General features: G+C 67.5%; 23 protein-coding genes. 6 read left to right on the top strand and 17 right to left on the bottom strand.

The genetic code is table 11. From position 1 onward, the window contains the following. Positions 1–3 precede the first annotated feature (3 nt). Positions 4–807, bottom strand: a complete 804-nt coding sequence (gene hisN / locus AAHM44_RS14610; RefSeq protein WP_269573451.1) for a histidinol-phosphatase — start codon at positions 805–807, stop codon at positions 4–6. A 65-nt stretch (positions 808–872) separates the two neighbouring features. Here hisN and AAHM44_RS14605 point away from each other — a divergent pair, with 65 nt between their 5' ends. From AAHM44_RS14605 to AAHM44_RS14595, 3 genes are all read left to right on the top strand, one after another. Then, positions 873–1934 (top strand): phospholipase A, encoded by a 1062-nt coding sequence (locus AAHM44_RS14605; RefSeq protein ID WP_342250436.1) that lies wholly within the window; start codon positions 873–875, stop codon positions 1932–1934. 29 nt (positions 1935–1963) lie between these two features. Then, a complete protein-coding gene (locus AAHM44_RS14600) occupies positions 1964–2512 on the top strand; it encodes a peroxiredoxin (RefSeq protein ID WP_342250435.1) in 549 nt (182 codons plus the stop codon). 95 nt (positions 2513–2607) lie between these two features. After that, the gene (locus tag AAHM44_RS14595) at positions 2608–3666 is read left to right on the top strand and encodes a GGDEF domain-containing protein (protein ID WP_342250434.1); all 1059 of its coding nucleotides are present in this window, start codon (positions 2608–2610) and stop codon (positions 3664–3666) included. A gap of 503 nt (positions 3667–4169) precedes the next feature. Here the strand turns inward: AAHM44_RS14595 and AAHM44_RS14590 are convergent. The 13 genes from AAHM44_RS14590 to putA all read right to left on the bottom strand — a co-directional run bounded on the left by AAHM44_RS14590 (position 4170) and on the right by putA (position 21728). Then, positions 4170–5300, bottom strand: a complete 1131-nt coding sequence (locus AAHM44_RS14590) for an alpha/beta hydrolase (protein WP_342250433.1) — start codon at positions 5298–5300, stop codon at positions 4170–4172. Positions 5301–5405: 105 nt separating this feature from the next. Then, the gene (locus tag AAHM44_RS14585; protein ID WP_269573447.1) at positions 5406–6020 is read right to left on the bottom strand and encodes a YbhB/YbcL family Raf kinase inhibitor-like protein; all 615 of its coding nucleotides are present in this window, start codon (positions 6018–6020) and stop codon (positions 5406–5408) included. A 144-nt stretch (positions 6021–6164) separates the two neighbouring features. Next, positions 6165–6836, bottom strand: a complete 672-nt coding sequence (locus tag AAHM44_RS14580; protein WP_086127617.1) for a glutathione S-transferase family protein — start codon at positions 6834–6836, stop codon at positions 6165–6167. Positions 6837–6893: 57 nt separating this feature from the next. Beyond that, complete coding sequence (locus AAHM44_RS14575) at positions 6894–7319, bottom strand: hypothetical protein (RefSeq protein WP_269573446.1); 426 nt, start codon at positions 7317–7319, stop codon at positions 6894–6896. Between the two features lie 84 nt (positions 7320–7403). Continuing rightward, entirely contained in the window at positions 7404–7793 is a 390-nt protein-coding gene (locus AAHM44_RS14570) for a hypothetical protein (RefSeq protein WP_269573445.1), read from the bottom strand. A 1-nt stretch (position 7794) separates the two neighbouring features. Beyond that, complete coding sequence (gltB, locus tag AAHM44_RS14565; protein ID WP_342250432.1) at positions 7795–12312, bottom strand: glutamate synthase large subunit; 4518 nt, start codon at positions 12310–12312, stop codon at positions 7795–7797. Beyond that, a complete protein-coding gene (locus AAHM44_RS14560) occupies positions 12309–12959 on the bottom strand; it encodes a hypothetical protein (protein WP_269573443.1) in 651 nt (216 codons plus the stop codon). The genes gltB and AAHM44_RS14560 overlap by 4 nt, the downstream gene beginning before the upstream one ends. Beyond that, positions 12956–13648: a DUF2059 domain-containing protein gene (locus tag AAHM44_RS14555; protein WP_269573442.1), complete on the bottom strand. Its 693-nt coding sequence runs from the start codon at positions 13646–13648 to the stop codon at positions 12956–12958. The genes AAHM44_RS14560 and AAHM44_RS14555 overlap by 4 nt, the downstream gene beginning before the upstream one ends. A gap of 13 nt (positions 13649–13661) precedes the next feature. Then, positions 13662–15098: an NAD(P)-dependent oxidoreductase gene (locus tag AAHM44_RS14550; RefSeq protein WP_342250431.1), complete on the bottom strand. Its 1437-nt coding sequence runs from the start codon at positions 15096–15098 to the stop codon at positions 13662–13664. A 123-nt stretch (positions 15099–15221) separates the two neighbouring features. After that, positions 15222–16028: an undecaprenyl-diphosphate phosphatase gene (locus AAHM44_RS14545; RefSeq protein WP_342250430.1), complete on the bottom strand. Its 807-nt coding sequence runs from the start codon at positions 16026–16028 to the stop codon at positions 15222–15224. Positions 16029–16072: 44 nt separating this feature from the next. Further along, positions 16073–16993 carry a complex I NDUFA9 subunit family protein gene (locus AAHM44_RS14540; protein WP_342250429.1) on the bottom strand — a complete coding sequence of 307 codons (921 nt, stop codon included), beginning with the start codon at positions 16991–16993 and terminating at the stop codon, positions 16073–16075. 126 nt (positions 16994–17119) lie between these two features. Continuing rightward, on the bottom strand, positions 17120–18028 hold the full coding sequence (locus AAHM44_RS14535; RefSeq protein WP_342250442.1) for a formylglycine-generating enzyme family protein: 909 nt from the start codon (positions 18026–18028) through the stop codon (positions 17120–17122). A gap of 112 nt (positions 18029–18140) precedes the next feature. Further along, positions 18141–21728: a trifunctional transcriptional regulator/proline dehydrogenase/L-glutamate gamma-semialdehyde dehydrogenase gene (gene putA / locus AAHM44_RS14530; RefSeq protein WP_342250428.1), complete on the bottom strand. Its 3588-nt coding sequence runs from the start codon at positions 21726–21728 to the stop codon at positions 18141–18143. A 98-nt stretch (positions 21729–21826) separates the two neighbouring features. Here putA and AAHM44_RS14525 point away from each other — a divergent pair, with 98 nt between their 5' ends. Continuing rightward, on the top strand, positions 21827–22288 hold the full coding sequence (locus tag AAHM44_RS14525) for an Lrp/AsnC family transcriptional regulator (RefSeq protein WP_342250427.1): 462 nt from the start codon (positions 21827–21829) through the stop codon (positions 22286–22288). Here the strand turns inward: AAHM44_RS14525 and AAHM44_RS14520 are convergent. Then, positions 22278–23447 (bottom strand): phospholipase D-like domain-containing protein, encoded by a 1170-nt coding sequence (locus tag AAHM44_RS14520; RefSeq protein ID WP_269573436.1) that lies wholly within the window; start codon positions 23445–23447, stop codon positions 22278–22280. The genes AAHM44_RS14525 and AAHM44_RS14520 overlap by 11 nt on opposite strands. Positions 23448–23653: 206 nt before the next feature. Between AAHM44_RS14520 and rpoZ the strand changes: the two genes are divergently transcribed. Both rpoZ and AAHM44_RS14510 read left to right on the top strand, forming a co-directional pair. Beyond that, complete coding sequence (rpoZ, locus tag AAHM44_RS14515) at positions 23654–23998, top strand: DNA-directed RNA polymerase subunit omega (RefSeq protein ID WP_184162953.1); 345 nt, start codon at positions 23654–23656, stop codon at positions 23996–23998. Between the two features lie 167 nt (positions 23999–24165). Beyond that, complete coding sequence (locus AAHM44_RS14510) at positions 24166–24813, top strand: immunity protein Imm33 domain-containing protein (RefSeq protein WP_342250426.1); 648 nt, start codon at positions 24166–24168, stop codon at positions 24811–24813. A gap of 16 nt (positions 24814–24829) precedes the next feature. Here the strand turns inward: AAHM44_RS14510 and AAHM44_RS14505 are convergent, their stop codons facing one another. Both AAHM44_RS14505 and AAHM44_RS14500 read right to left on the bottom strand, forming a co-directional pair. Further along, positions 24830–25513 (bottom strand): RlmE family RNA methyltransferase, encoded by a 684-nt coding sequence (locus AAHM44_RS14505; RefSeq protein WP_342250425.1) that lies wholly within the window; start codon positions 25511–25513, stop codon positions 24830–24832. Continuing rightward, positions 25510–26508: a Ppx/GppA phosphatase family protein gene (locus AAHM44_RS14500; RefSeq protein ID WP_260395907.1), complete on the bottom strand. Its 999-nt coding sequence runs from the start codon at positions 26506–26508 to the stop codon at positions 25510–25512. Before AAHM44_RS14500 ends, AAHM44_RS14505 begins: the two co-directional genes overlap by 4 nt. Between the last annotated feature and the right edge of the window lie 184 nt (positions 26509–26692).

The raw sequence follows: 26692 nt of genomic DNA, 5'->3' as shown, positions 1-26692 counted from the left end.
CGCTCAATGGTCGTGGTGGTGATGGCCCTGCCCGCGGCAGGCCAGCGCCTCGAGGATCTCCTCGATCCGCGCCGGGTCGCCGGCGGCGATCACTTCGCCGTTGCTGCCGGCGTGGAGGGGGTCGCCCTGCCAGTCGCACATCCGCCCGCCGGCGCCCTCGACGATCGGCACCAGCGCGGCGAAGTCGTGGAGCTTGAGGCCGGCCTCGACGACGATGTCGAGCCAGCCGCTGGCGACGCAGCCGTAATTATAGCAGTCGCCGCCCAGCACCACGCTCGCCACGGCGCTGTCGAGATGCTCGAAGGCGTGGAGCTGGTCGTCGTCGAACAGGGCCGGGCTGGTCGTGGCGAGGATCGCGTCCTTGAGGTCGCGGCAGCGGCGCGCCTCGGCGGGCTTGCCGTTGAACAGCGTCGGGCGGCCGGCGACGCCGAGCCAGCGCTCTTTTGTCACCGGCTGGTCGATGATGCCGAGCAGCGGCCAGCCGTCCTCGATCAGCGCGATCAGCGTGCCGAAGATCGGGCGGCCGGCAATGAACGCGCGGGTGCCGTCGATAGGGTCGAGAACCCAGGTCTTTCCGCTGCTCCCCTCCCGCGTTCCGAATTCCTCCCCCTGCACGCCGTCCATGGGCCTTTCGGCGATGATCAGCTTGCGCATGGCCTCTTCCGCAGCCCGGTCGGCCAGGGTTACCGGGGACTGATCCTCCTTGGCCTCCATGCCATGGGCACCCCGGAAATAGGGCAGGATGGCGGCGCCGGCCACATCGGCAAGGCGTTCGGCAAGGGCGATATCGGCAGCAGTCACGGGCATGGGGAAGCCCTAGCGTTCCGATTTTGACTCGCCAAGGTCACAAACCTTTGTCACTCCACCCGCCGATGCGCCGCCTGCTGATCCCGATCGCGTTCCTCGCCGCCACCCCCGCCGCCGCGCAGACCTTGCGCGCCGTGCCCGCCCAGCCCGCTTCCGAAGCCGATGCGCTGCGCGGGGTCGAGGTGTTCCTGGTCAATGAAGGCGAAGCGCCGGTCACCGATTCCGGCCCACGCCAGATCGAGATCACTGCGGTCGATGGCACCCGCCTGGTCCTGGAGCGCGCGCCGGGTCCGCTGCCGACGGTCGCTCCGCACGGCTTCGCCAAGGCACGCTATGTGCCGGTGGGCATCGCCGGCCGCGCGGTTCCGCCGACCGAGCAGCACGCGGCCGCCGACATGCCCGAAGGCGAGACCGTGGTGCAGAGCTCGACGGGCAGCTCGGGCGCCTTTGTCGAGCGATTCGAACCGCACGAGCCGGTCTATGGCGCATTCGGGCTAAAAGACGCCGGCGGCAAGCTTCAGGTCAGCCTTGCCTTCCGCCCGTTCAGCGAGAATGCCCCGCTCAAGCTCGGCAACCTGCGCTTCGCCTATACCCAGACGATGTTCTGGGCGCTGAACCAGCCCTCGGGCCCGTTCCGCTCGACCAACTACAGCCCCGAAATCTACGCCGACATCCCCCTGGACGAGACCACCAGGGTCGCGCTCGGCTACCGGCACGATTCGAACGGGCGCGGCGCGCTCGATTCGGTCGACCTCAACCGCGTCTACCTCCGCGCCGAGAAGACCTTCGACCTGGGCGGAGACTGGCATGTCGACATCGCCCCCCAGGCCTGGTTCTATGTCGGCCAGATCCGCACCGCGCCCGACGTGAAGGACTATTTCGGCTATACCAGCCTTACCGCCGCGATCGGCCAGCGGGACGGAATCAAGCTCTCGCTCACCGGCCGCGGCAATTTCGAGACCGGCAAGGGCGCCGCCGAATTGTTCGTTTCCTACCCGCTCGCGCGGATTGCGAAGGGCGTGGGCTTCTATATCTTCGGCCAGGCCTTCACCGGCTATGGCGAGGCACTGGACGACTATCGCAAGAACGACACCCATGCCCGGATCGGCATCGCACTGACGCGGTAGGCCGGGGAGAGGATCTAAGGAGGATCGCCATGCGCAAATTGCTGATCACTGCCGCCGCCGCCCTGTCGCTCGCCATGCCGGCCACCGCCGCGCTCCAGACCGGCCAGGTCGCGCCCGACTTCACCGCGCCCGGCGCGATGGCGGGCAAGCCCTTCACGGTGAACCTCAAGGCCGCGCTCAAGAAGGGCCCGGTCGTCCTCTATTTCTTCCCCGCCGCCTTCACCGCCGGCTGCAACGCTGAGGCCCATGCATTCGCCGAGGCACTGCCCGACTTCCAGAAGGCCGGCGCCACGGTGATCGGCATGACCGCCGGCAATGTCGAGAAGCTCGAGGCCTTCTCGGCCGAGAAGTGCGCCGGCAAGTTCGCCGTCGCCGCAGCCAGCCCGGAGATCATCAAGGGCTATGACGTGCTGCTCACCGGCAAGGACGGCAAGCCGACGACGATCACCAGCCGGACCTCCTATGTGATCGCGCCGAACGGCAAGGTGCTGTTCGTCCATTCGGACATGAGCCCCGCCGATCACATCCGCCTGTCGCTCGCCGCGGTCCAGAAGTACAAGGCCTCGCACAAGCATTGATCCGCGGCCTCGACATTTTCACGATTCCGCATGCTTTGCTCACCGGATGTTAGCAGTTGCACCGTAATTCCGTGTCCAGACGGCATTGAGGGTTGATGCCGTCGGACCAATTTTCTGGTGAGGCATTGAAGCAGATGGGCGCGGCGAAGGCCGTTCGGGTGGCAAGCGGGTCCCAGGCCGCGCGTAACCTGTACGACCGAATCGGTGAGTTCCTGGTGGATCAGCGGCTCGACCCTGATCCCGCGAACTATGCCTTTGCCTATCAGTTGCTCGCCAATCCCGACGGGCCGCTCGCGCGGGCGGTGCATGCGCTCACCGATGGCGGCGTCCGCCTCACCCGGCGCGACATCGAGACGCTGGGCTGCGACACGCAGCCCGTCGCCGGCAATCCGACCGCGACGATCGAAAAGGCCCAGGGCCTGGTCGCCCAGACCCAGATGCAGGTCGAGGGCTTTCAGGACATGGTCACCGCGATCCATGCCGAGACCGTCGATTTCGGCCGCGACCTGGCCGCCAGCGCGCGCGCGATGCGCAGCTCCGGCGCCGACAATGTCGAGGTCGAGCGCCTTACCGCGACGATGCTCGAGCGCGTGCGCTCCGCCGAGGAGCGACTGGAAAGCGCCAACCGCGAAGCGAACGAGCTGCGCACCAAGCTGGAAGAAGCACGCGACAACGCCCGCAAGGATCCGCTGACCGGCCTGCCCAATCGCCGTGCGTTCGAGGAAGCCTATGCCGCCCAGGCCGCGGCGGGCACCCGGATCTGCATGGCGGTGTGCGACGTCGATCACTTCAAGTCGGTCAATGACCGGTTCGGCCATGTCGTGGGCGATCGGGTGCTCAAGGCGCTCGGCGAAGCGCTGTCGGACACCTGCAAGGGCCATCTCGTCGCCCGCTATGGCGGCGAGGAATTCGTCGTGCTGTTCAGCGGCGTGGACATCCGGACTGCCCGCGAGATACTCGATCGCGCCCGCATCGCCGTGTCGGCCAAGCGCTACCGCCTGCGCGAGACCGATGCCCCGCTTGGCGAGATCACCTTCTCCGCCGGCCTGAGCGCCGCGGCGGAAGGCGAAATGTTCGGCACCGTGTTCCACCGCGCCGACCAGCTCTGCTACGCCGCCAAGAATGGCGGCCGGAACTGCATCCGCCTCGATTGACCGGAATCGGACAGTGACTGTCCGCCTTTGATTGGGAAAATGCACCATTGCTTAGCGTGAAATTTCCCAACTGCGCGTAACTTTCTATCGCGCTCCTAATGAAATCAATCACTTAGAAAATTGGCACGCTCCCTGCAACTCATCTGGCATCGGCAAGGCCGGATGGTCCGGCAACCGAAACACAGGGAGTAAGTTAAAATGGCCGTACGTATCAGCTCGTTCCAGCACAGCGTTGCAGTCATCGGCGCCGTCGTTCTCAGCTATGGCATCCTGCTCTTCTCGTCGTCCGCGCTTCCGATCGCATGATCGGCGCCGGACACGACGGAAGGGAGAGGATAAGCATGACGCGTAGCCTGATGATCGGTGCGGCATCATTCGCCATCACCGCAATGACGATCGCCACGGTCGGCCTGCAGGGTTTCAGCCACTTCGGCTGAACCCTGCGAGCCGCCCGGCGGCGGCCACCACCAGGCGGAAGCTCGGTCCGCCCAAACACCCGAGACTCAGCGGCCCGGACAGGGCCTCCAGCCCGGCGGCGGCACCATCCGGAAGGGATGGAACACCCCCGGCTTCAAGATATCCTCGTCGTACAGCATCGCCAGGAATGCCTCATGGCGGACATAGCGGCGAAAGGCGTGAAACGGCTCCGGCTCGCGGAAGCCATAGCCGAGCATCCCGCAATAGCGGCCCTCATCCCGAACGGCTTCGCCCACCTCCGGCTTCAGCCCGAAATCGGTGGGATTGAGCTTGCCGCTCAACCCGATGAACTTGTCGAGCACCGGATCGCCGCGGTTGACCGTGTAGCGCAGGCTCGCCAGCTGCGGCCCGAGATCCCGCAGCTTGCCGCAGGGCTGCCTGTCCACAATCGCCGCCTGCTGACCCTGATCGCAGAAATCGATCCGGCCGATCGCCGGCGCCAGCATCAGCGCATGGATGCGATTGCCCCCGTCCGGCAAGGGCGGTGGCGTGAGCAATGCCGAATAATCGCCATGCCAGCGCGCCGCGACTTCGCGCGCCCTGGCAATGAAATCGCGATGATAGACCGGATTGCCCAGCGCGCTCAGGATCACCGATGCGCCGCGGCTATGGCTGATCAGATAGACCTGCTTGCCCTTGATCCGCGCCAGCACCCGGCGCAACCCGCGCGAACCGGCAAGCTGGCTGGTCGCCGTGGCACGGAACCAGATCTTGCCCGCACCGAGTAGCTTGCCGGTGAGCCCGTCCCAGTTGAAGCGGATCACGCCGTCGTCCGGCCCGAGATCGAGCTGCGCCTCGATCGTGTCAAAGGGCGGCTCGCTGTCGTCGATCTCGCTGTTGAAGCCATGGATCAGCACGAAGATCCGTTTCTTGTCCCGTGCAAACGCCTCGATATCGGCGAGCTGCCGTGCTTCCTCGCGCGCGATCAGGGCGTCGAGCCCGGGCTTGCCCAGCGCTTCGTCAAGCAGGCTGCCGGCCTTCAGCTTGCCGCGATCGGCATAGCTGCGCCAGCCGTCGGGATAGAAGGTGCCGTTCATATCGACGAACAGCTCGGCACGCCTGGCCGCAGCCGGATCGAGATCGGCCGGTGCCAGGAAGCGCTCGCGCTGCGGATAGGCATGCGACCAGCAGCCGCCCAGCAGGACGGCAAGCGCCAATAGAAATGCGCGCGCAAACCCTTGTCGCATGATGCTCCCCGCGAGGCGAGCATCAGGTGGCAGGCGGGCGCGATCGCGGCAAGCGGCTTTCGAGCAGGGCCGCTATCAGGCGGTGGCGCTTGCCCCGACCGGGCCGATCGGCGCTTCCTCGCCGCGGGAATAGGTGCCGGTGAGCAGCCCCGCGGCGATCACCCTGCCTTCCATCGCCCGCAGCACGGCGCCACGGCCCGGATTCTCGCCCGGGTCAGGTCCTTCGGTCAGCGCGAAGATCTGAAAGGCGTAGTTATGCTCGCCATGCCCATTGGGCGGATCGGGCGGCAGCCAGCCCTCGACGAACACGCTGTTGCGCCCAACATCCTCGCCCTCGGCACCGCCGGCGCCATCGGGCGCGATCTCGCCCTCCTTGAGGTTGCCGTCGATGAGCAGGCCCCAGACGATCCCGTGCACCACCGGCTGCGGCGTCGGCGCATCGGGATCCTCGACGATCAGCACCAGCCGCGCCGTTCCCTCGGGCACCCCGGTCCAGAACAAAGGCGGCGACACGCCCTCGCCATCGGCGGTGAAGCGATCGGGCAGGCGCCCGTCATTGGCGAAGGCCGGGCTGGCAAGGTGGATCACGCCTTCGCCGGCCAGCTCGGGCCGGACGATCGCCAGCTTGTCGGCACCGGCACGAAACGGGCTCAGCGCCTTGCCGAGCCAATGGGGAAGATGTTCGAGCATCGCTTTCTCCTCGGCAGCTGAACCGATGAGAAAGCGGGAGGCTCCCATCTGTCACGTCATCCCGGCCCCGAGCCGGGATCCCGCTTCTCCTTCGCCAGCCTGAGGCAGCGGGACCCCGGCTCAAGGCCGGGGTGACGATGAGAGCTACAGGTCGAGCTTCTCGTAATCGGCGGGGGGCGGGATGCCTTCCATCCGCTCGCTGAGCAGCGGGCGGAAGCTCGGGCGGCTCTTCATGCGGATGTACCAGCCCTTGGCCTGCTCATGGCTCTTCCAGTCGATGCCGCCGAGATAATCGGCGATCGAGATCTGCGCGGCTGCCGCCAGATCGGCCAGGCTCATCGTCGGGCCGGCCAGCCAGGTGCGGTGATCGAGCAGATAATCGATGTAATCGAGATGGTTGACCGCCGCCTTCATCGCATTGCGCAGCGCCTGGCCATCGGGCGACTGCTTGTAGACGATGCGCTTGAGCATCCGCTCGTGGAGCAGGGGCGCGGTGATCTCGGCATAGAAATTGGTGTCGAACCAGATCGCCAGGCGGCGGATCTCGGCGCGATCGGTGGCGGTGCCGTTGAGCATCGGCGCCTTGTTCACCGTCTCCTCGAAGAACTCGCAGATCACCTGCGAATCGATCAGCGTCACGCCGCGCTCGTCATCGACCATCACCGGCACCTGCCCGGTCGGGTTCAGGTCGAGAAACTCGTCGCGCCGCAGCCAGGGCGATTCCCGCACCGGCTCATAGCCTACGCCCTTCTCGCCCAGCAGCAGCCGGACCTTGCGCGAGAAGGGACAGAGCGGGAATTGGTAAAGCTGCCACATCCAGTCGCTTTAGGACTCGGTACGCGCCCGCGTAAAGCGATTGCCGGGCAAAAGCGCTTATTTGGTCGTAAGCGCCCCACGCAGCGGCGCCAGCGCGGCGCGCAGGCGGGCGGCGGTCTGGTCGAGCGAGTCCTGCATCTGCAGCGCGCCCTCGGTCAGCTTGCCGGCAATCACGACGGCGCTGCGGGCGTCGTTATGGAAGTTCTTCTCGAAATTGGGATCGCGGCGGCGCTGGATATCGCGCAGCGTATCCTGCTCGCCGATCGTCGGGTCGATATAGCGCGCGGCGGGGCCGACGCGGGTATCGAGCACGATGCCGGCCAGGTTGGTGAGCATCGCTGCGGCGCCTTCCTGCACCATCGGATTGTTGAGCGCGCGGGCGAGCGCCTCGGTCTTGTCGCGGGTGCTGGGCTCGGGCTGGGACTGGGCAAGCGCCGGCGTGGCGGCGGCGCAGAGCAGGGCGGCGGTCAGGGCAAGACGCATGTTACGCTCCGGAGGGCGGACTCGGATATGCGCGCTTTATATCACAAAGGCTTGGCAGATATGCAGGGGCTTGCGACGAGCCGTTCAGCGCGGATTGCCGCCGCAGGAATCCGCCTTCAACGCCCAGGCGAACTTGCCGCGATCATTCTGGTATCGCGTGAGGGCAACCGTATCGCCGCGACGGCACCGATCGAGCAGGCCCGGATCGCCGGTGAAGCGCTGCACGCCGCCGCCCGGCATCGTGACTTCGATCACGGCGATCGGTCCGTGCGCCAGCGTGTACTTGCCTCCCGACGGCACGCCTTGCCGAAGGTCACGGATGGTACCCGTTCCCACGATCTGCGTGCCCTCGCGGCGCGGCAGCCCTTCCCAGCTCGGCCAGGCGAAGAATGCCCCGACCGCGAGCAGCACCAATGCCGCGACACCTTCGCGCCAGTAATCCCGGATGGGATGCCGGGCGGGCCGGGCCGTCACCTCATTCCGCCGCCACGGCCTCGGCGGTGTCGTCGTTGAGCGGCACCGGCAGGCGGGTCAGCATTTCCTTCGGCACGACCTGCCAGAAACTGCCGAGCACACGGTCCCAGTCCTCGAGCAGTCCGGCCGCCCATTTGCTGTCGGTCGCCGCGACATGCGCCTCGACCAGCGCGCGCAGCCTGGCTTCCCAGTGCGCCGACGAAAGCCGCTGCCAGATGATGCTTTCCGGATTGGCACGCGAGGCGAAGCTGTCGTCCGGATCATAGACGAAGGCCATGCCGCCGGTCATGCCCGCACCGAAGTTCATGCCAACATCGCCGAGCAGCACCGCGGTTCCACCGGTCATGTACTCGCAGCCGTTCGCGCCGCAGCCCTCGACCACCACTTCGGCGCCCGAGTTGCGCACCGCGAAGCGCTCGCCCGCCTGGCCGGCGGCGAACAGCGTGCCGGAGGTCGCGCCGTAGAGCACGGTGTTGCCGATGATCGTGTTCTTCCAGCTCTCCACCGGCGAGCTGACCAGCGGACGCACCACGATGGTGCCGCCCGACAGGCCCTTGCCGACATAGTCGTTGCTGTCGCCGAACACTTCGAGCGTCACGCCCTTGCACAGGAAGGCGCCGAGCGACTGGCCGGCCGAGCCGCGCAGGCGGACATGAACATGGCCGTCCGCCAGCGTCGACATGCCGTACAGGCGCGTGATCTCGGACGACAGGCGCGTGCCGACCGCGCGGTGGGTGTTCCGCACATTGTACGTCAGCTGCATCTTCTCGCGGCGCGCGAAGACCGGGGCGGCATCCTTGATCATCTGCGCATCGAGGCTGTCGGGCACTTCGTTGCGGAAGGTCGATAGGCTGAAGCGGCGCTCGGCGTCGTCGGCATCGACCTTGGCGAGGATCGGGTTGAGATCGAGATCGTCGAGATGCTCGGCGCCGCGGCTGACCTGGCGGAGCAGCTCGGTGCGGCCGATCACTTCGTCGAGGCTCTTGAAGCCCAGCCGCGCGAGGATCTCGCGGACTTCCTCGGCGATGAAGGTCATCAGGTTGATGACCTTCTCCGGCGTGCCGACGAACTTGGCGCGCAGCTTCTCATCCTGGGTGCAGACGCCCACCGGACAGGTGTTCGAATGGCACTGGCGGACCATGATGCAGCCCATCGCGACCAGCGACAGCGTGCCGATGCCGAACTCCTCGGCGCCCAGGATCGCGGCGACGACGATGTCGCGCCCGGTCTTGAGGCCGCCATCGGTGCGCAGCTTCACCCGGCCGCGCAAGCCGTTGAGCGTCAGCGTCTGGTTGACTTCGGTCAGGCCCATTTCCCAGGGCGTGCCGGCATATTTGACGCTGGTCTGGGGCGAAGCGCCGGTGCCGCCGACATGGCCGGCGACCAGAATGACATCGGCATGCGCCTTGGCGACGCCTGCCGCCACGGTGCCGATGCCGGCCGAGCTGACCAGCTTGACGCAGACACGCGCGCGCGGGTTGATCATCTTCAGGTCATAGATGAGCTGCGCCAGATCCTCGATCGAATAGATGTCGTGGTGCGGCGGCGGCGAGATCAGCGTGACCCCCGGCGTCGCGTGGCGCAGCTTGGCGATGAACTCGGTAACCTTGAAGCCGGGCAGCTGCCCGCCCTCGCCGGGCTTGGCGCCCTGCGCGACCTTGATCTCGATCTCGTCACAGGCGTTGAGATATTCGGCGGTGACGCCGAACCGGCCCGAGGCGATCTGCTTGATCGTCGAGTTGGCGTTGTCGCCATTCTCGTAAGGCGTGTAGCGCGCTTTGTCCTCGCCGCCCTCGCCTGACACCGCCTTGGCGCCAATGCGATTCATCGCGATCGCCAGCGTCTCATGCGCCTCGGGGCTCAATGCACCCAGCGACATGCCCGGCGTGACGAAACGCTTGCGGATCTCGGTGATCGCCTCGACCTGGTCGATCGGCACGCCCTCGTTCGGGAAGTTGAACTCGAGCAGATCGCGCAGATAGACCGGCGGCAGGTCGCGCACCCCGCGCGAGAAGGCCATGTAGGACGAGTAGCTGTCGGTCGATACCGCCGTCTGCAGCAGGTGCATCAGTTGCGCCGAATAGGCATGCGTCTCGCCGCCATGGCGCTGGCGATAGAAGCCGCCGATCGGCAGCGTCGCGACGCCGCGGTCATAGGCCAGCTCGTGGCGCATCATCGCCGAGAGGTGGAGCGAGGCATAGCCCTCGCCCGAGATCTTGGCGGGCATGCCCGGGAACAGATCGTTGACCAGCGCGCGGCTGAGACCGACCGCCTCGAAGTTGTAGCCGCCGCGATAGGAGGAGATCACTGCGATCCCCATCTTCGACATGATCTTGAGCAGGCCCTCGTCGATCGCCTTGCGATGGCGCTTGAGGCACTCCTCGATGCTGATGTCGCCGAACAGGCCGCGGCCGTGGCGATCCGCGATCGAGGCTTCGGTCAGATAGGCGTTCACCGTGGTCGCGCCGACGCCGATCAGCACCGCGTAATAATGGGTGTCGAGGCACTCGGCAGAGCGGACATTGACGCTGGCATAGGAGCGCAGGCCGCGGCGGACGAGATGCGTGTGCACCGCCGCCGCCGCCAGCACGCCGGCGATCGCCGCGCGATCGGCCGATACATGCTCATCGGTGAGGAACAGCTCGGTGCAGCCGGCGCGGACCGCCTGCTCGGCTTCATAGCGGATGCGCTTGATCGCCTCGCGCAGGTCCTCCGGGCTGCCGCCCGCCGGGAAGGTGCAGTCGATCTCGGCCGACTGGCTGCCGAAATGGGCGCGCAGCCGCTCCCAGTCGCCATTGGTCAGCACCGGGCTTTCGAGCACCAGCACCTTCGAGCCGCCGCCATCGGCATCAAGAATGTTGGCCAGGTTCCCGAAGCGCGTCTTGAGCGTCATCACCTGGCGCTCGCGAAGGCTGTCGATCGGCGGGTTGGTGACCTGCGAGAAATTCTGGCGGAAGAACTGGCTGATCAGTCGTGGCTTGTCCGAGATGACCGCCAGCGGCGTATCGTCGCCCATCGAGCCGATCGCTTCCTTGGCGGTCTCGACCATCGGAGCAAGGATCAACTCCATGTCCTCGAGCGTCTGCCCTGCCGCAACCTGGCGGCGCGTCAGCTCGGCACGGTCGAAGCGCAGCGGCGCTGCCTCCGGCTCGGGCAGGTCCGCCACGGTCATGAACTCGCCGATCATCCCGGCATAGTCATGCTCGCCGGCGACCTGGTCCTTGATCGCCTTGTCAAAGAGCAGCACGCCCTGATCGAGATCGACGGCGATCATCTGGCCCGGACCCATCCGGCCCTTGGCGACCACGGTCGATTCGGGAATCTGGACCATGCCGGTCTCGGAGCCGACGATCAGCAGTCCATCGCTGGTCTGGGTGTAGCGCAGCGGACGCAGCGCATTGCGGTCGACGCCGGCAACCGCCCAGCGACCATCGGTCATCGCCAGCGCGGCCGGACCGTCCCACGGCTCCATCACCGAGGCGAGATACTTGTACATCGCCCGGTGCCCCTCGGGCGTCGTATCGTCCCATGCCTCGGGCACCAGCATCAGCTTGGCGGTCGGCGCGTCGCGGCCCGAGCGGCAGATCGCCTCGAACACCGCGTCGAGCGCGGCGGTGTCCGATGCGCCCGCCGGGATCACCGGCTTGATGTCTTCGCTGCGCTCGCCGAACGCGATGCTCGCCATCTTGATCTCGTGGCTGCGCATCCAGTTCTTGTTGCCGCGGATCGTGTTGATCTCGCCGTTATGGGCAAGGCAACGGAACGGCTGCGCCAGCCACCATTGCGGGAAGGTGTTGGTCGAATAGCGCTGGTGGAAGATCGCGACGCGGCTGGTGAAGCGCTCGTCCTTGAGGTCCGGATAGAAGTCCGACAGGCTCTCGGCGAGGAACAGCCCCTTGTAGATGATCGAGCGGGTCGACAGCGAGCAGATGTAGAAGCCGCTGATCTGCGCGGCGATCACCGCCTTCTCGATCCGGCGGCGCACCAGATAGAGCTCCTTCTCGAACTCGGCGGCGTCCATCGCGTCCGGCTGCGGGCCGGCGATCATGATCTGCTCGATCTCGGGGCGCGTCGCCTGCGCCTTCATGCCGATGACCGAGACGTCGACCGGCACCTGGCGCCAGCCATAGATGGTGTAGCCCGCCTCAATGATCTCGGACTCGACGATCGTACGGCACACTTCCTGCGCGCCCAGATCGGTGCGCGGCAGGAACACCATGCCCACGGCCAGCCGGTTCGGCAGCACGCGGTGCCCGCCCGCGGCGATCGCATCGTCGAAGAAGCGCACCGGCAGGTCGACATGCAGGCCGGCACCGTCGCCGGTCTTGCCATCGGCATCGACCGCGCCGCGGTGCCACACCGCCTTCAGCGCATCGATCGCCGACTGGACGACGCGGCGCGAGGGCTGGCCGTCGGTCGCGGCAACCATGCCGACGCCGCAGGCATCGCCCTCAAACTCGGGACGGTACATGCCCTCGCGAGCCAGCCGCTCACGTTCGGTGGAAAGGGTGCTGATCATTGCTGCCTCGAACTGCTCGTTGCCGTGCGTACTGCCTGCCGCACCTTGGGAAGAATTGCCTGGGCCACGCGCTGCCCGGTTGTGACGCTGTTGTTGACCACCGCGGTCGCCAGCGCCCCGGTGAGCGCATGTTCCTTCGTGCCGACGGGCGAAGCCCGATAGGCCACCACCACGGGATCCGCCTTGGCCGCGGCCACTTCGGCGGCGCCGCCCGGCGAGGAGAAGCTGCGGATCACGCGCGCCGATTGCGGACTGGCATAATAGCGCTCGATCTCGACCAGCTCGGCGAGCGAGAAATGCTCCCGATAGAATGCCGCGACGGTATCGGTCAGCGCCGGTGCGAAGGCCGCGTCATATTGCTCGCCGGCGCCCTGCTGGGCCGCGCGCAGCGCCGCATCGCGTGCCGCCGGGTGCTGCTTGAAAAGTGCCCGGCTCCCCGCGTCGCTCTCAAGCCCCTCGGCGAACTTCTTCACAAAGGAATCGACAAATGCCTGCCGTGCGTCAGCACTGGGCGCGAAGGTGAGGTTCGCGATACGCTTCGCGAGCGCGGCAGCGGGCGATGCCTCGGCCACGCCCTGCGCGAGCAGCGGCGCCGGCGCCAGGAGCGGCGCGAGCAGCAGCGTCGCGGCAAGGCGCCACGCCTTCACTGGCCGCCCTTCTTCTTCGCCAGATACTCCGCCGCAGCGCGGGTCGCGAAACCTTCCATCTGCGGGCGATTGGCGGCGACCAGCTTGAGCGCCCAAGCCTGGCTGGCCGCGGCGATCTTCGGGTTGAGGCTGCCCATCTTCTGCGCCGCGGTGCTGCCGGCGAACGCCATCAGCGCCGGATAATCCTCGGGCGTCATCTTCGCCATCACCGCCGCCATTGCCGCCTGCTGCATTTCCTGCGGCGACTGGCCCGGCGCGTTGCCCATCGCCTCATAGACTTCGGCGCGCACCTTCTGGCCCGTCGGGCTGGCGAAGAAGGTCAGCGTGTCGGCGATCTCGCCCGGGGTGAGCTCGGCCTTGAGGATGGTCTCGATCTCGCCGCGCAGCGACGGCAAAGCCGCGACCAGGATGCGCGTGAACTGGCCGCGCAGCTGCCCGCCGACCTGCTCGCGCAGCCCGGGATTGGCGTCATAGGCCGCCTTCATCTTCGGGTCGGCGGCAAGCTGTTGGTCCATGCCGAGGTCGAAGGCGCGGCCGGCGATGCGCCCGATCGAATCCTCGGGCGCCATCAGCGCGACGAGCTTCTGGAGATCACCTTCGGCCGCAGGCGCGCTCACCGGCGCGGCGGCAAAGGCCGAGGCCGGGAGGGCGGCGACACCAAGGGCAAGGGCGGCAAGCAAGGGCTTCATCGGGACGACTTCCTCAGGCAGCCCGCGCGGTATCGGCACGGGCGCGCATCCAGGCATGCATGTGCGCCGCGACATCGCGGCCGTCGCGAATCGCCCAGACGACGAGACTCGCGCCGCGGACAATATCGCCCGCTGCGAAAACGCCGTCGAGGCTGGTCATCATCGTGCGCCCGTCGGTGCGCAGCGTGCCCCAGCGGGTGACGCCCAGTTCCTCGGCACCGAACATCCGCGGCAGGTCCTCGGGCTCGAAGCCGAGCGCCTTGATGACGAGATCGGCCTTGAGCTGGAACGCGCCGCCCGGATCGACTTCCGGCGCACGGCGGCCCGAGGCGTCGGGCGCACCGAGGCGCATGCGGCTGGCGCGCACGCCGGTGACCGTGTCGACGCCGTCAAAGGCTTCGGGAGCGGAAAGCCAGACGAACTCGACGCCTTCCTCCTCGGCATTGGCGGTCTCGCGCTGCGAACCCGGCATGTTGGCACGGTCGCGGCGATAGAGGCACTTCACCGAGGTGGCCCCCTGGCGCACGGCGGTGCGCACGCAGTCCATCGCGGTGTCGCCGCCGCCGATCACCACGACATGCTTGCCGTTGGCATCGAGGCTGCCATCATCGAACGCGGGCACGGCATCGCCAAAGCCCTTGCGGTTCGACGCGGTGAGATAGTCGAGCGCCTCGACGATTCCCTTGGCGCCGACGCCGGGCGCCTGGATGCCGCGCGCCTTGTAGACGCCGGTGGCGATCAGCAGCGTGGTGTGGCGCTTGCGCAGTTCGTCGAGATTGGCCTCGCGGCCGACTTCGAAGCCGAGATGGAAGACCACGCCGCCCTGCTCGAGCCGCTCGATGCGGCGCATGACGACATGCTTCTCCAGCTTGAAGCCGGGAATGCCATAGGTGAGCAGCCCGCCGGCGCGATCATGCCGGTCATAGACATGCACCTCATAGCCATATTCGCGGAGGTATTCGGCGGCGGCGAGCCCGGCCGGGCCCGCACCGATGATGCCGACCGACTGGCCGCGTGCCGGGCCGACTGCAACCGGCTCCACCCAGCCTTCTTCCCAGGCGGTGTCGGTGATGAACTTCTCGACCGAGCCGATCGTCACCGCGCCGTGGCCGGAAAACTCGATCACGCAATTGCCTTCGCACAGCCGATCCTGCGGGCAGATGCGGCCGCAGATCTCGGGCATGGTCGAGGTGCTGTTCGACAGCTGATAGGCTTCGCGCAGCCGCCCCTCGGCGGTCAGGCGCAGCCAGTCGGGGATATGGTTGTGGAGCGGACAGTGCACCGAGCAATAGGGCACGCCGCATTGCGAGCAGCGGCTCGACTGTTCCTCGGCGCTGGGCACCGCATAGCGATCCGCGATCTCGCGGAAATCCTCCGCACGCAGTTCCGCCTCGCGCTTGCCGGGATAAGCCTGCGCCGTTCCAACGAATTTGAGCATCGTTTCCGCCATGCAGCGCGCCTAACGCCGCAAGCGAGTCGATAAAAGTCAGCAAAGCTGACCTATATTATGTTTTTCGACGGTTTCGGCACAAAATTGAAAGATTATTGCGCCATTTTATGGCCGATCCGGACCTTATCGCATCGAAAGCCAGGCGATCGCGCCGATACCGGCGATGATTCGGTACCAGGCAAAGGGCGCGAAGCCGTGCTTGGAGACGATGCCGACGAACAGCTTGATGACCACGATCGCGACGACAAAGGCCGTGACGAAGCCGATCCCGATCTCGTCCCAGCCGACCCGGGCCGATGCGATCGCGTCGCGATTCTTGGCGAGCTCGAGCACGGTCGCGCCGAGCATGGTCGGGATGGCGAGGAAGAAGCTGAACTCGGCGGCGGTGCGCCGCTCGACGCCCAGGCTGAGCGCGCCCATGATCGTAGCGCCCGAGCGGCTCACGCCCGGGATCATCGCGATGCACTGGATGAAGCCGATGCCGATCGTGCGGACCAGCGGGATCTCGGCGATGCCGTGGATCGTGGCGGTCTTCGCCAGCCGCTCGATCACCAGGATGGCGATGCCGCCGATCACCAGCGCCCAGGCCACCACCATGGGCTGGCCGAGCAGCGCCTCGATATGCTTGTGGAGCGCGAGGCCGATCACCGCTGCCGGGATGAAGGCGATCAGCAGGTTGCGCACGAAGCGGATCGAGACCGGGTTCAGCTTGATGAGCCCTTCAGCCACTGCCCAGAAGGTCCGCCAGTAGAGCACGACCACCGCCAGGATCGCGCCGAGCTGGATGACGACGTTGAACATCCCCCAGGTCGCGGAATCATAGCCCATCAGCTCGGAAGCGAGGATCAGATGCCCGGTCGACGAGACCGGCAGGAATTCGGTGATCCCCTCGACAATGCCGAGGAGGATCGCGACGAGGGTTTCGCTCATGCGAGATCAGGCTCCGATGCGCCGACGGGCGCGGATAGAAAGGGTCAGGCGGCGAGCTTGCCGAAGCGGCCATGGCGCCGGTAGCGCACCAGCCAGGCCGGTGCGGCGGTGGCGAGCGGCGTCGGCACCACGCCCAGCGCGGCGAGCCCGGGCAGGTCGCCCGCGACATTGTCCGCCTGGAGCATGCGCCACTGGTCGCGCGTGATCGGCGTGCCCGGCAGTGCCGCGATCAGCGCGCCGATCGCATCGGGCAGCTCGACAAAGGTCGGGTTGTGGCCCGTCGCCCCTGCCAGCCAGCGGAACAGGCCCGCCATGGTCAGCGTGTCGGCACCGGCCAGCGCATAGGTCTTGCCCGCATGCGCTTCCGGATCGGCGAGCGCGGCGGCGACTGCCCTGGCGACGTCGACGACATAGACCGGCTGGAAGCGCACGTCCGCGCGCAGCACCGGCACCACCGGCCCCATGCCGACCATCGCGGCGAAGCGATTGGTGAACTGGTCCTCGCGGCCGAAGATGAAGGACGGGCGCAGGAGGATCGCGTCCGGGAACGCCTGGCGCACCGCCGCCTCGCCCGCCGCCTTGGTCCGGCCATAGGCGGAGGCGGAATCCGCCTCGGCGCCCAGCGCGGAGAAATGGATCAGCGTCCCGACACCGGCCGCCCTGGCGGCTTCGGCGACATTGCGCGCGCCACCGGCGTTGACGGCATCGAAATCGCCCTTGAGCACGCCGACCAGGTTGATGACGGCGTCGGCGCCGGCCACCGCGGCGACGACCGAATCGGGCCGGGTCACGTCGGCGGCGACGAACTGGGTCTGGCCGAGATCGCCGAGCGGCTTGAGGAACCAGGCGTCGCGCGGACGGCGCTGCGCGATGCGCACCCGGGCGCCCGCGGCAAGCAGTTCCTGGGCAACATAGCGGCCGACGAAACCGCCGCCGCCGATCAGCACTACGAGTTTGTCCTTCATGCCCTTTTCCCGGCTTCCCGCCTTGTAGAATATGCCTCGCGGCAGACCCCTATCCCATGCCCCGCACCGGGCGGGGAGGCAAGCACCACATGGTTTGGGTGCGCCATGCCTGCGACCGGCGGTGGCCTAGACTTTCCGCGAGACGCAGCGAAAGCCGATATGGCTGGTCGCGCTATCGATCTGCTGGGGATGGCGCGCCGCCGGCCGGTAGCGCTGGCAATAATTGACCGCGCACAGATGCGAGCCGCCCTTGAGCACCCGCCGCCCGATCTTCGCTCCCGGCGCATGCGACTCGAAACTGTCGCCGATCGTGGCGCCGCGCGGGTTCACCGCCTCGCAGCAGCTGCCCTTGCCCGGCTGCGGCGCGCCATACCAGTCGCGCGTCCACTCCCAGACATTGCCGATCATGTCGGAAAGGCCATAGCCATTGGCCGGGAAGCTGCCGGCCGCCGTCGTGCGATACTGGTCGTCGGGCTTGAGCGTCGCGAAGGGGAACATGCCCTGCCAGTAATTGGCGAGGATCGCGCCGCCCGGCGCCAGCTCGTCGCCCCAGGCATATTCCTTGTCGACCAGTCCGCCGCGCGCCGCGAACTCCCATTCGGCCTCGGTCGGCAGCGCCTTGCCCGCCCATTTGGCATAGGCATCGGCATCCTCGAACGCGACATGGACGACCGGATGGTCCTCGATCCCCGCGATGCTGCTGTCCGGACCGGTTGGATGCCGCCAGTCGGCACCGGGCACGAACGCCCACCACTGGCCATGATCGTCGAGCGATACCGGCTGGGGCGTGCGCTGGAAGACCAGCGAACCCGGCACCGCCAGCGCCGGGTCCATCCCCGGATAGTCCTTCGGATCGGGAGCCTTCTCGACAAAGGTCCGGTATCCTGTCGCGGCAATGAACGCGGCAAACTGCGCGTTGGTGACCGGCGTCGCATCGATCCAGAAGCTGTCCACCCGCACCCGGCGGAGCGGGCGCTCCTCCTCGTAGAATTGCTCCGATCCCATCATGAAGCTGCCGCCAGGGATCAGCTTCATGCCCTGGTGCGAGACCGGGCGGGCGGCGGAGCGGGGCGCGACCTTCTTCATCGCCCTTCCTATGCGGGTCCGCCGCCCCGCCGATCAAGCCCGCGCGTCAGCCGCCCGTCGATCAACCGATCGTCATCAGGCTGGCATTGCCGCCGGCCGCGGTGGTGTTGATCGAGATCGACACTTCCTCGAGCAGCAGGTCGAGCGGATAGCCCGAGGCACCGGCCGCGAAGAGCGAGACGATCGGTCCCTCGCGCCCGGCCAGCTCGGCGGCCAGCGGCCCGGCCTCACCCTCGACCAGCGCAGCGGCAAGCGGCTCGGCGGCATCGGGCGCAAAGGCAGCGGCGACATCCGCCGGCAGGCCTTGCGGCAGCGGCACGCCCTCAATCGTGCCGCGATTGCCGGTCGCCAGCACAGCCGCCATCTGCTCGTACAACCCCGCCGGCGTCTCCGCCCGCAGCAGCACCCGGCCACGCGGATGGAGTGCATAGAGGTTGCGCTCGCCCACCGGCCCTGGCAGCTCGCGCTCCAGCCCCAGCGCCGATTCCGCGCCGTAGCGCCGCGCGGTCGCCGCCGCCCTGTCCTCGCCCTGCGCATCGAGCCAGCCGATGAACCCGGCGAGCAGCGTCGGCGCCGCACTGGTCGATTCGACCGCGACCGGCGCATCCGCGACCATCCGCCCCAGATAGAGCGGCCCGCCTGCCTTGGGCCCGGTGCCCGAAAGCCCGCGCCCGCCGAACGGCTGCACGCCGACGATTGCGCCGATCACATTGCGGTTCACATAGAGATTGCCGGCCTTCACCCGTGCGGTGACTTCGGCAACTGTCTCGTCAAGCCGGGTGTGCAGGCCGAAGGTCAGGCCATAGCCGGTCGCGTTGATCGCATCGATCAGTTCGCCCAGATCATCACGGGCGTAGCGCAGCACGTGCAACACCGGACCGAACACTTCGCGCTCGACATCGGCGATGGCATCGATCTCGATGATCGTCGGCGGCACGAAGGTGCCATGGCCCGCGGCAGCCGGCAGGTCGTGCTGTTCGATCCGATGGCCGCGCGACCGCATCTGCGCAATGTGGTTCTCGATATTGCCGCGCGCCTCGGCAGTGATCACCGGGCCGGTATCGACATTGAGCGCATCGGTCCGCCCGATGCGCAGTTCCTTGAGCGCACCCTTGAGCATCGCCAGCGTGCGATCGGCGACTTCCTCCTGCAGGCACAGGATGCGAAGCGCAGAACAACGCTGGCCGGCGCTGTCAAACGCCGAGGCGATGACGTCCGCCACCACCTGCTCGGCCAGCGCGGAGCTGTCGACGATCATCGCATTCTGCCCGCCCGTCTCGGCGACCAGCGGGATCGGCTTGCCGGCGGGCGACAGGCGGGTGGCGAGCTGGCGCTGGATCAGCCGGGCGACTTCGGTCGAGCCGGTGAACATCACCCCCGCCGTCTCCGCCGCGCCGACCAAAGCCGCGCCGATCGGGCCGTCGCCCGGCACGAGCTGCAGCGCATCCGCCGGCACGCCCCCGTCATGGAGCAGCGCCACCGCCTGGGCGGCGATCAGCGGCGTCTCCTCGGCCGGCTTGGCGAGCACCGGATTGCCCGCGACCAGCGCCGCGGCAACCTGGCCGGTGAAGATCGCCAGCGGGAAGTTCCACGGGCTGATGCAGACCACCGGACCCAGCGGCACTTGCCCGGCCCCGAAGGTTGCCCGCGCCTGCGCCGCATAATAGCGCAGGAAATCGATCGCCTCGCGCACTTCGGCGATCGCATTGGGCAGCGACTTGCCCGCCTCTCGCACGATCAGCCCGAGCAGCACCGGCATCCGCGCCTGCATCGCATCGGCGGCACGCTCGAGCATCGCGGCACGCTCGGCGACCGGGGTGGACGCCCAGTCCGACGCAGCCGCGCGTGCGACCGCGGCCGTCGCCGCCTCGGGCGAGGCCTCGACCACCACGCCGACTTCGTCGCGATGATCGGCCGGGTTCAGCACCGTGCGTTCCGTGCCCAGGCCATCTGCCGGCGCCGAACGCCAGTCGATCGCGGCGCTCTCGCGCAGCGCCTCGCTCAGCGCCGCCAGCGCATCTTCATCGCTCAGGTCGAGCCCGTCCGAGTTGCGGCGATCGGGATAGAGCGCATGCGGCAGCGCGATCTGGTCGTGCGGCGCGCCCGGCTTCGCCATCGCCAGCACCCCCTCGACCGGATCGGCGACCAGCTCGGAAACCGGGATCTCCGGATCCGCGATCCGGTTCACGAAGGAGGAGTTGGCGCCATTCTCCAGCAGGCGGCGCACCAGATAGGCAAGCAAGGTCTCATGCGTGCCGACCGGCGCATAGATGCGGCACGGCCGGTTGAGCTTCGCGCTACCCACCACCTGCTCGTAAAGCGGTTCGCCCATGCCGTGCAGGCACTGGAACTCGTACTTGCCGACCGCGAAGTCCGGACCGGCGAGCTGGTAGATCGTCGCCAGAGTCTGGGCATTATGGGTGGCGAATTGCGGGAACACCCGGTCGGTCGCCGCCAGCAGCTTGCGGGCGCACGCCACATAGGCGACGTCGGTGTGGAGCTTGCGGGTATAGACCGGGAAGCCGGGAAGCCCGTCGATCTGGGCGCGCTTGATCTCCGCATCCCAATAGGCGCCCTTGACCAGCCGCACCATGATCCGGCGTCCGGCGCGGCTGGCCAGGTCGATGATCCAGTCGATCACGAACGGGCAGCGCTTGCCATAGGCCTGGACGACGAAGCCGAGCCCGTCCCAATTGGCCAGGTCCGGATCGAGCGCCAGGCTCTCGAGCAAGTCGAGCGACAGCTCCAGCCGGTCGGCTTCCTCGGCATCGATGTTGAGGCCGATATCGTAGTGGCGCGCCAGCGCTGCCAGCGTCTTCACCCGGGGCAGCAGCTCGCTCATCACCCGGTCGGCCTGGGCGCGGCTGTAGCGCGGATGCAGTGCCGACAGCTTGATCGAGATGCCCGGTCCTTCATAGATGCCGCGCCCGGCGGACGCCTTGCCGATCGCATGGATGGCATTCTCGTAATCGCGGTAATAGCGCTCTGCGTCCGCGCCGGTCGTCGCTGCCTCGCCAAGCATGTCATAGCTGTAGCGGAAGCCCTTGGCCTCTTCGTGCCGGGCGCGCTTCAATGCCTCGGCGATCGTCTCGCCGGTGACGAACTGCTCGCCCATCATCCGCATCGCCAGGTCGATCGCCTTGCGGATCACCGGCTCGCCGGCGCGCGCGACCACCCGCATCAGCGCGGCGCCCAGCCCGCGATCATCGGCGCTGTCGACCAGCTTGCCCGTCACCACCAGCGCCCAGGTCGCCGCGTTGACGAACAGCGACTTGCCGCCGAGATGCGCGCGCCAGTCGCCATCGGCCAGCTTGTCGCGGATCAGCGCGTCACGGGTGGCGTCGTCGGGGATGCGCAGGAGCGCCTCGGCCAGGCACATCAGCGCCACACCTTCCTCGCTCGACAGCGCATATTCCTGGACCAGCGATTCGACCGCGCCGCTGCGCTTGCGGGCGCGCAGCCCGGTGACGAGCTGCGTAGCGGTTGCACGGATCGCGGCGCGGGTGCCCTCATCAAGCGTCGCCGCCGCGATCAGCGGGGCCAGCGCCTCGGCCTCATCACGCCGATAGGCGGCGGTGATCGCCTGGCGGAGCGGAGTCGGCTCGCGGACGGGTGGAGCAAAGGCAGCGAAGGGCGCGGGCTGGGTCATAGGCACAATATAATCGCTTCGCGCAGGTCGATCCGACTTATCAGCGCCACTTCGCAGGCGGGATCGCCATATTATCGCGCATCTGCTAGGCGGAAATCATGAAAAAACCCGCCCTCGCAGTCGAATTGGACGATTTCGACCGCAAGATCCTCGCCGCCCTGGCTGAAGATGGCCGGATGACGGTCACCGAGCTCGCCAGGCGGGTGGGGCTGTCCAAGACCCCGGCGCAGGTTCGCCTGAAGAGGCTGACCGACAGCGGCGTGATCCGCGGCTTCCGCGCGATCATCGATCCGGCAAGACTGGGGCTCGATCATATCGCCTTCACCGAGGTGAAGCTGGCCGATACCCGCGAAAAAGCGCTGCAGGAGTTCAACGCCGCCGTCCGGCGCATCCCCGAGGTCGAGGAATGCCACATGCTGGCGAGCAATTTCGACTATCTGCTCAAGGTCCGCACCGCCGATATCCGCCGATATCGGATCGTGCTCGGCGAGAAGATCTCCAGCCTGCCGCACGTCGCCAGCACCTCCACCTATGTGGCGATGGAGACCGTCAAGGATTGAGGCGAGTGCCCTTGGCGCCGAAGTTCAGCCGCCGCGTGACGTTATAATCGAGCACCGCCATCACGAAATACGCCGCCGCCTGCTTGATCCGCATCCAGGGGCCGGTGCGCGCCTTGTAGAGCTCGGGGGTGATCCGCTCCGACTGCGCGATCTCGCCGTCGATGAAGCCGCGGATATAGGCAGCGAACGCCCTGTCCTCGATCCGGAACATCAGCTCGAGGTTGAGGAACATCGAGCGGATGTCGAAATTGGCCGAGCCGATGTTCACCACGTCGTCGATCAGGAACAGCTTCGCGTGCAGCTTGGTCGGCTGATACTCGTAGATCTGCACGCGCTTGCGCAGCAGGCCCGCATAGGTGAAGCGCGCCGCCCAGATCGCCGCGCCGTGATCGAGCTTGGAGGGCAGCACCAGCCGCACCTCGCCGCGCTTGCCCGCCCGGTCGAGCCGGCGGAGCATCGCCGGATTGGGGGCGAAATAGGCGGCGATGATGTCGATCGACCTAGCCTGCTCCATGTCGCGCTTGACCACCCGCGCCCACGGCGAGAGCCGCCGCATCGGCCCGCCGAGCAGCCAGCGGGTCTTGCCCTCAGGCTCGCTCCAGGCACGCAAGGTGCGGCCGAGCCGGCGCAGCGACGGCCGCGGCTGCCTGGCCCAGTTCGACAGCGAATCGAAATAGCCGACCAGCCGCCGCGCCGCCGGCCCCTCGACCAGCAGGCCGAGGTCGCGCCATGCTTCCTCGGCGATCGTGCCGAAATAGCTGTCCTCGATGTTGAACCCGCCGACGATCACCCGCTCCTCGTCGGCCAGCGCCAGCTTCTGGTGGTTGCGCAGCAGGTAGCGCCTCCCCCAGCGCGGCACGAAGCGGCACACCTCCACCCCCGCCTCGTGCAGCGGGTCGAAGAAGCGCCGGCTCTGGGCATGCTCGCTGCCCAGCCCGTCGACGATAAGGCTGACCTTCACGCCGCGCGCCGCCGCGTCGATCAGCGCCTGGCGCACTGCGGCACCGGCCTCGTCATCGACATAGATGTAGTAGAGCACGCGTAGCGACCGTTCGGCGCGGCGCATCAGGTCGAGCAGCGCTTCCAGCCGCTCGGGGCCGTCGGGCAGCAGCGTCAGCCGGTTGCCCTCGACCTCGAAGCTCGGCTGGGAAAATTCCATCGGGCCGTGATGCGGGAGCGGCGGGACGGGGGCAAGGGGGGCGAGCGCTTCCATGCGGTTCCACTGAACGTTGCGACAGCGTTCCCAACGCGCCGCACCCGATTCGGTTCGGCAGCCGGGGCCGCAAGCCCATTTTCTTGACTTTTCCACAGCCGGGCCCTAGATCGCCGCCTTTCCCGGACACTCCGTTTTTCAAGGAAGCGTAGATGGCGCGCGTCACTGTCGAAGATTGCGTCGACAAGGTTCCCAACCGTTTCGATCTCGTGCTGTTCGCGGCGCAGCGTGCCCGCCAGATCTCGGGGGGCGCCGAGCTGACCCTCGATCGCGACCGCGATAAAAACCCGGTCGTCGCGCTGCGCGAAATCGCCGAAGAGACCGTGCGCCCGACGCACCTGGAAGAAGCCGTGGTGTCGAGCCTGCAGCGCGTCCAGATCGACGACGAGGAAGCACCGGACGAAGTCGGCTCGATCGCCGCGTCTGCCGAGGCGCTCCGCCTCACCGCCGCTGCCCCGCCGCGCAACCAGAATCTGGGCGGCGACTACGACGGCTGAGCATGCGGCCCGAGGCCAGCGCAAGCTGGCCGAGGACAAGCCGAATGCCAGCCGGCAGGCATCGCCCGATCGACGGCGCGGCTTTGCCGCGACGGGCAAGAGATAGAGAAGGGCCGGGGGCAACTCCGGCCCTTTTGCTTTGCGCATTGCCGGCTAAGGATGCGGCCATGCCATCCGCCGATCCGCGCTACGTACTGAGCGATCCCCGCATCAACGCTGCGGAAGCGCCCTATACCTTCTTCCTGCCCAGTTCCGGGGAGATCGCCGCAGTTCGCGACGAAGATCACGTCAAGCTGGTCTTCGAATATCTGCACGAGACCGAGAAATGGCCGGCCGAGCGGATGTGGGTGCAGGTCAGTACGGTCGATGGCGACGCGGTGACCGGCACGCTCGACAACCTTCCCCTTGAACCGACCTCGACGCTGAAACTGGGCGAGCCGGTGCATTTCGAGCGTCATCACATCATCGCGATCGACTGGGCCGATCCCGAAGCGGCGCCGCCGCCTGTCGCGCATCGCGAATATTGGGAACGCTGCCTCGTCGATGCCTGCGTCCTCGACGGCTCCGAACCGGTCGAGTTCCTCTACCGCGAAGCACCGCAGAGCGAGGAAGGCGAGCAATATCCGGACAGCGGCTGGCGGATACGCGGCCGGATGAGCGACGCGACCGACGAGGAGATCGAAGCCCGCAAAGCGCACTACACCGCTCTCGGAGCCGTGCTCAACCGGGACGACAGCTGGCTGCACCTGATCGATTCGCCCGCAGGCTCGGCGTTCATGCGAGACTTCGAGACGGGCGACTACGTTCCACAATAGCCGCCGCGGCCGAGGTTCACTCCCCGTCCGGCTCCGCCTTGCGCCCCTTGAAGCCCTGCGCCACCACGAACCATTCCACCGAGCCCTTGCGGCTCGACGGCGGCTTGGCGTGCTTCACGGTGGCGAAGCTGCGCTTCATCGCGGCGACGAACTGCGAATCGGCACCACCGGCAAACACCTTGGCGACGAAATCGCCGCCCGGCTCGAGCACCTGGATCGCGAAGTCGAACGCGGCCTCGACCAGGCCCATGGTCCGCAGCGCGTCGGTCTGCGGATGGCCGACGGTGTTGGCCGCCATGTCCGAGATGATGAGGTCAGGATTGCCGCCCAGTTCCTCGATCAGCCGGTCGGGCGCGGCATCGTCCATGAAGTCCATCTGGAGGATGATCGCGCCATCGATCGGATCGACGGGCAGCAGGTCGATGCCGACCACCGGCGCCTTGGGCAGGCGCCGCCGCACCACCTGGGTCCAGCCGCCCGGCGCGATGCCGAGGTCAAGCACCCGCTTCTTGCCCTTGAGGAACCCGAACTTCTCGTCGAGCTCGATCAGCTTGTAGGCCGCGCGGCTGCGATAGCCCTCGGCCTTGGCGCGCTTGACGTACGGATCGTTGAGCTGGCGTTCGAGCCAGCGGGTCGATTGCGCGGTGCGCTTGCGCGCAGTCAGCACGCGGGTATGGCCGCGTCCGCCGCCTCTGCTCACAAGATTCTCCCGTTGATCAGGCGGCGGAGGATGCCCTCGCGAATGCCGCGGTCCGCGATCCCTAGCCGCTCTGCGGGCCAAAGGTCGAGGATCGTTTCGAGAATCGCGCAGCCGGCGACGACCAGATCGGCGCGTTCCGATCCGATGCACGGCACCTGGCTGCGCTCGGCCATGCTCATGCCCGAGATTCGCTGGCTCACTTCGCGCATCGCCGGCGCGGGCACGATCAGCCCATCGACCACCGAGCGATCATAGGCCGCAAGCCCCAGATGCACGCTGGCAAGCGTGGTGACGGTGCCGGAGGTACCCAGCAGCCGCCGGGTGCCGCGCGGGGTGCGAAGGCGGCTGGCGAAGGGCGCGAAGCTCTCCGCCACCCGTGCCCGCATGCTCGCATAGAGCGCGGCCCGGTCTTCGGCGGTCTCGGCGCTGCCCGATGCCTCGGTAAGCGAGACGACGCCCCAAGGCGCGCTGTGCCAGTCGAGGATGCGGGGCACGTCGCCGCCGCGCGAATCGACCAGCACCAGCTCGGTCGAGCCGCCGCCGATGTCGAACACCAGCGCCGGGCCATCGCCGGGCTCGAGCAGCGCATGGCAGCCGAGCACGGCAAGCCGCGCCTCTTCCTCGGCAGTGATGATGTCGAGCGCGATGCCCGTCTCGCGGTAGACCCGCTCGATGAACGCCGATCCGTTCGAAGCCTGGCGGCACGCCTCGGTCGCCACCGATCGGGCCAGGATCACATGGCGGCGCTTGAGCTTCTCGGCGCAGATGCGCAGCGCCGCGATCGTACGTTCGATCGCGGCATCGGAAAGCTTGCCGCTGGTGGCGAGCCCCTCGCCCAGCCGGACGATCCGCGAAAAGGCATCTACCACCGCGAAACCCGCCCCCTGCGGACGCGCGATCAGCAGCCGGCAATTATTGGTGCCCAGATCGAGCGCCGCATAGTGGCGCGCTTCTCCCGGTCGGCCGCGCACCGGGCGTTCCCGGGGCCGCTCCATCGGCGGCGGTGCCCTCCGGATTTTTCCGGAACCACGGCCGCGGGGCATCTTGGCAGTGCCATCCCCCATCATATCACTCGCTTATGTTCTGTTCCGTCACGGCTTTTCTGCCGCCGGTGCTTGAAAGCGAGGCTAGCGGAGAGCGGAGGCGGGAGCAAGAAGCCGACGGTACCGGGCCCGTTGA

Source organism: Sphingomonas sp. OTU376 (genome assembly GCF_038440415.1).
Taxonomy (GTDB): domain Bacteria; phylum Pseudomonadota; class Alphaproteobacteria; order Sphingomonadales; family Sphingomonadaceae; genus Sphingomonas; species Sphingomonas kyeonggiensis_A.
The sequence above is the reverse complement of the archived record's forward strand: the minus strand, read 5'-3'. Positions and strand labels throughout refer to the sequence as shown.

What these genes read in the sequence shown, in the direction of transcription:
- AAHM44_RS14595 (WP_342250434.1), top strand. Translation starts at nt 2,608, where the DNA reads ATGCCGTCGGACCAATTTTCTGGTGAGGCATTGAAGCAGATGGGCGCG.
- AAHM44_RS14525 (WP_342250427.1), top strand. Translation starts at nt 21,827, where the DNA reads ATGAAAAAACCCGCCCTCGCAGTCGAATTGGACGATTTCGACCGCAAG.
- AAHM44_RS14600 (WP_342250435.1), top strand. Translation starts at nt 1,964, where the DNA reads ATGCGCAAATTGCTGATCACTGCCGCCGCCGCCCTGTCGCTCGCCATG.
- gltB (WP_342250432.1), bottom strand. Translation starts at nt 12,312, where the DNA reads ATGATCAGCACCCTTTCCACCGAACGTGAGCGGCTGGCTCGCGAGGGC.
- AAHM44_RS14550 (WP_342250431.1), bottom strand. Translation starts at nt 15,098, where the DNA reads ATGGCGGAAACGATGCTCAAATTCGTTGGAACGGCGCAGGCTTATCCC.
- AAHM44_RS14545 (WP_342250430.1), bottom strand. Translation starts at nt 16,028, where the DNA reads ATGAGCGAAACCCTCGTCGCGATCCTCCTCGGCATTGTCGAGGGGATC.
- AAHM44_RS14510 (WP_342250426.1), top strand. Translation starts at nt 24,166, where the DNA reads ATGCCATCCGCCGATCCGCGCTACGTACTGAGCGATCCCCGCATCAAC.
- putA (WP_342250428.1), bottom strand. Translation starts at nt 21,728, where the DNA reads ATGACCCAGCCCGCGCCCTTCGCTGCCTTTGCTCCACCCGTCCGCGAG.
- AAHM44_RS14540 (WP_342250429.1), bottom strand. Translation starts at nt 16,993, where the DNA reads ATGAAGGACAAACTCGTAGTGCTGATCGGCGGCGGCGGTTTCGTCGGC.
- AAHM44_RS14575 (WP_269573446.1), bottom strand. Translation starts at nt 7,319, where the DNA reads ATGCGTCTTGCCCTGACCGCCGCCCTGCTCTGCGCCGCCGCCACGCCG.
- AAHM44_RS14580 (WP_086127617.1), bottom strand. Translation starts at nt 6,836, where the DNA reads ATGTGGCAGCTTTACCAATTCCCGCTCTGTCCCTTCTCGCGCAAGGTC.
- AAHM44_RS14535 (WP_342250442.1), bottom strand. Translation starts at nt 18,028, where the DNA reads ATGAAGCTGATCCCTGGCGGCAGCTTCATGATGGGATCGGAGCAATTC.
- AAHM44_RS14520 (WP_269573436.1), bottom strand. Translation starts at nt 23,447, where the DNA reads ATGGAATTTTCCCAGCCGAGCTTCGAGGTCGAGGGCAACCGGCTGACG.
- rpoZ (WP_184162953.1), top strand. Translation starts at nt 23,654, where the DNA reads ATGGCGCGCGTCACTGTCGAAGATTGCGTCGACAAGGTTCCCAACCGT.
- AAHM44_RS14605 (WP_342250436.1), top strand. Translation starts at nt 873, where the DNA reads ATGCGCCGCCTGCTGATCCCGATCGCGTTCCTCGCCGCCACCCCCGCC.
- AAHM44_RS14555 (WP_269573442.1), bottom strand. Translation starts at nt 13,648, where the DNA reads ATGAAGCCCTTGCTTGCCGCCCTTGCCCTTGGTGTCGCCGCCCTCCCG.
- AAHM44_RS14585 (WP_269573447.1), bottom strand. Translation starts at nt 6,020, where the DNA reads ATGCTCGAACATCTTCCCCATTGGCTCGGCAAGGCGCTGAGCCCGTTT.
- hisN (WP_269573451.1), bottom strand. Translation starts at nt 807, where the DNA reads ATGCCCGTGACTGCTGCCGATATCGCCCTTGCCGAACGCCTTGCCGAT.
- AAHM44_RS14500 (WP_260395907.1), bottom strand. Translation starts at nt 26,508, where the DNA reads ATGGAGCGGCCCCGGGAACGCCCGGTGCGCGGCCGACCGGGAGAAGCG.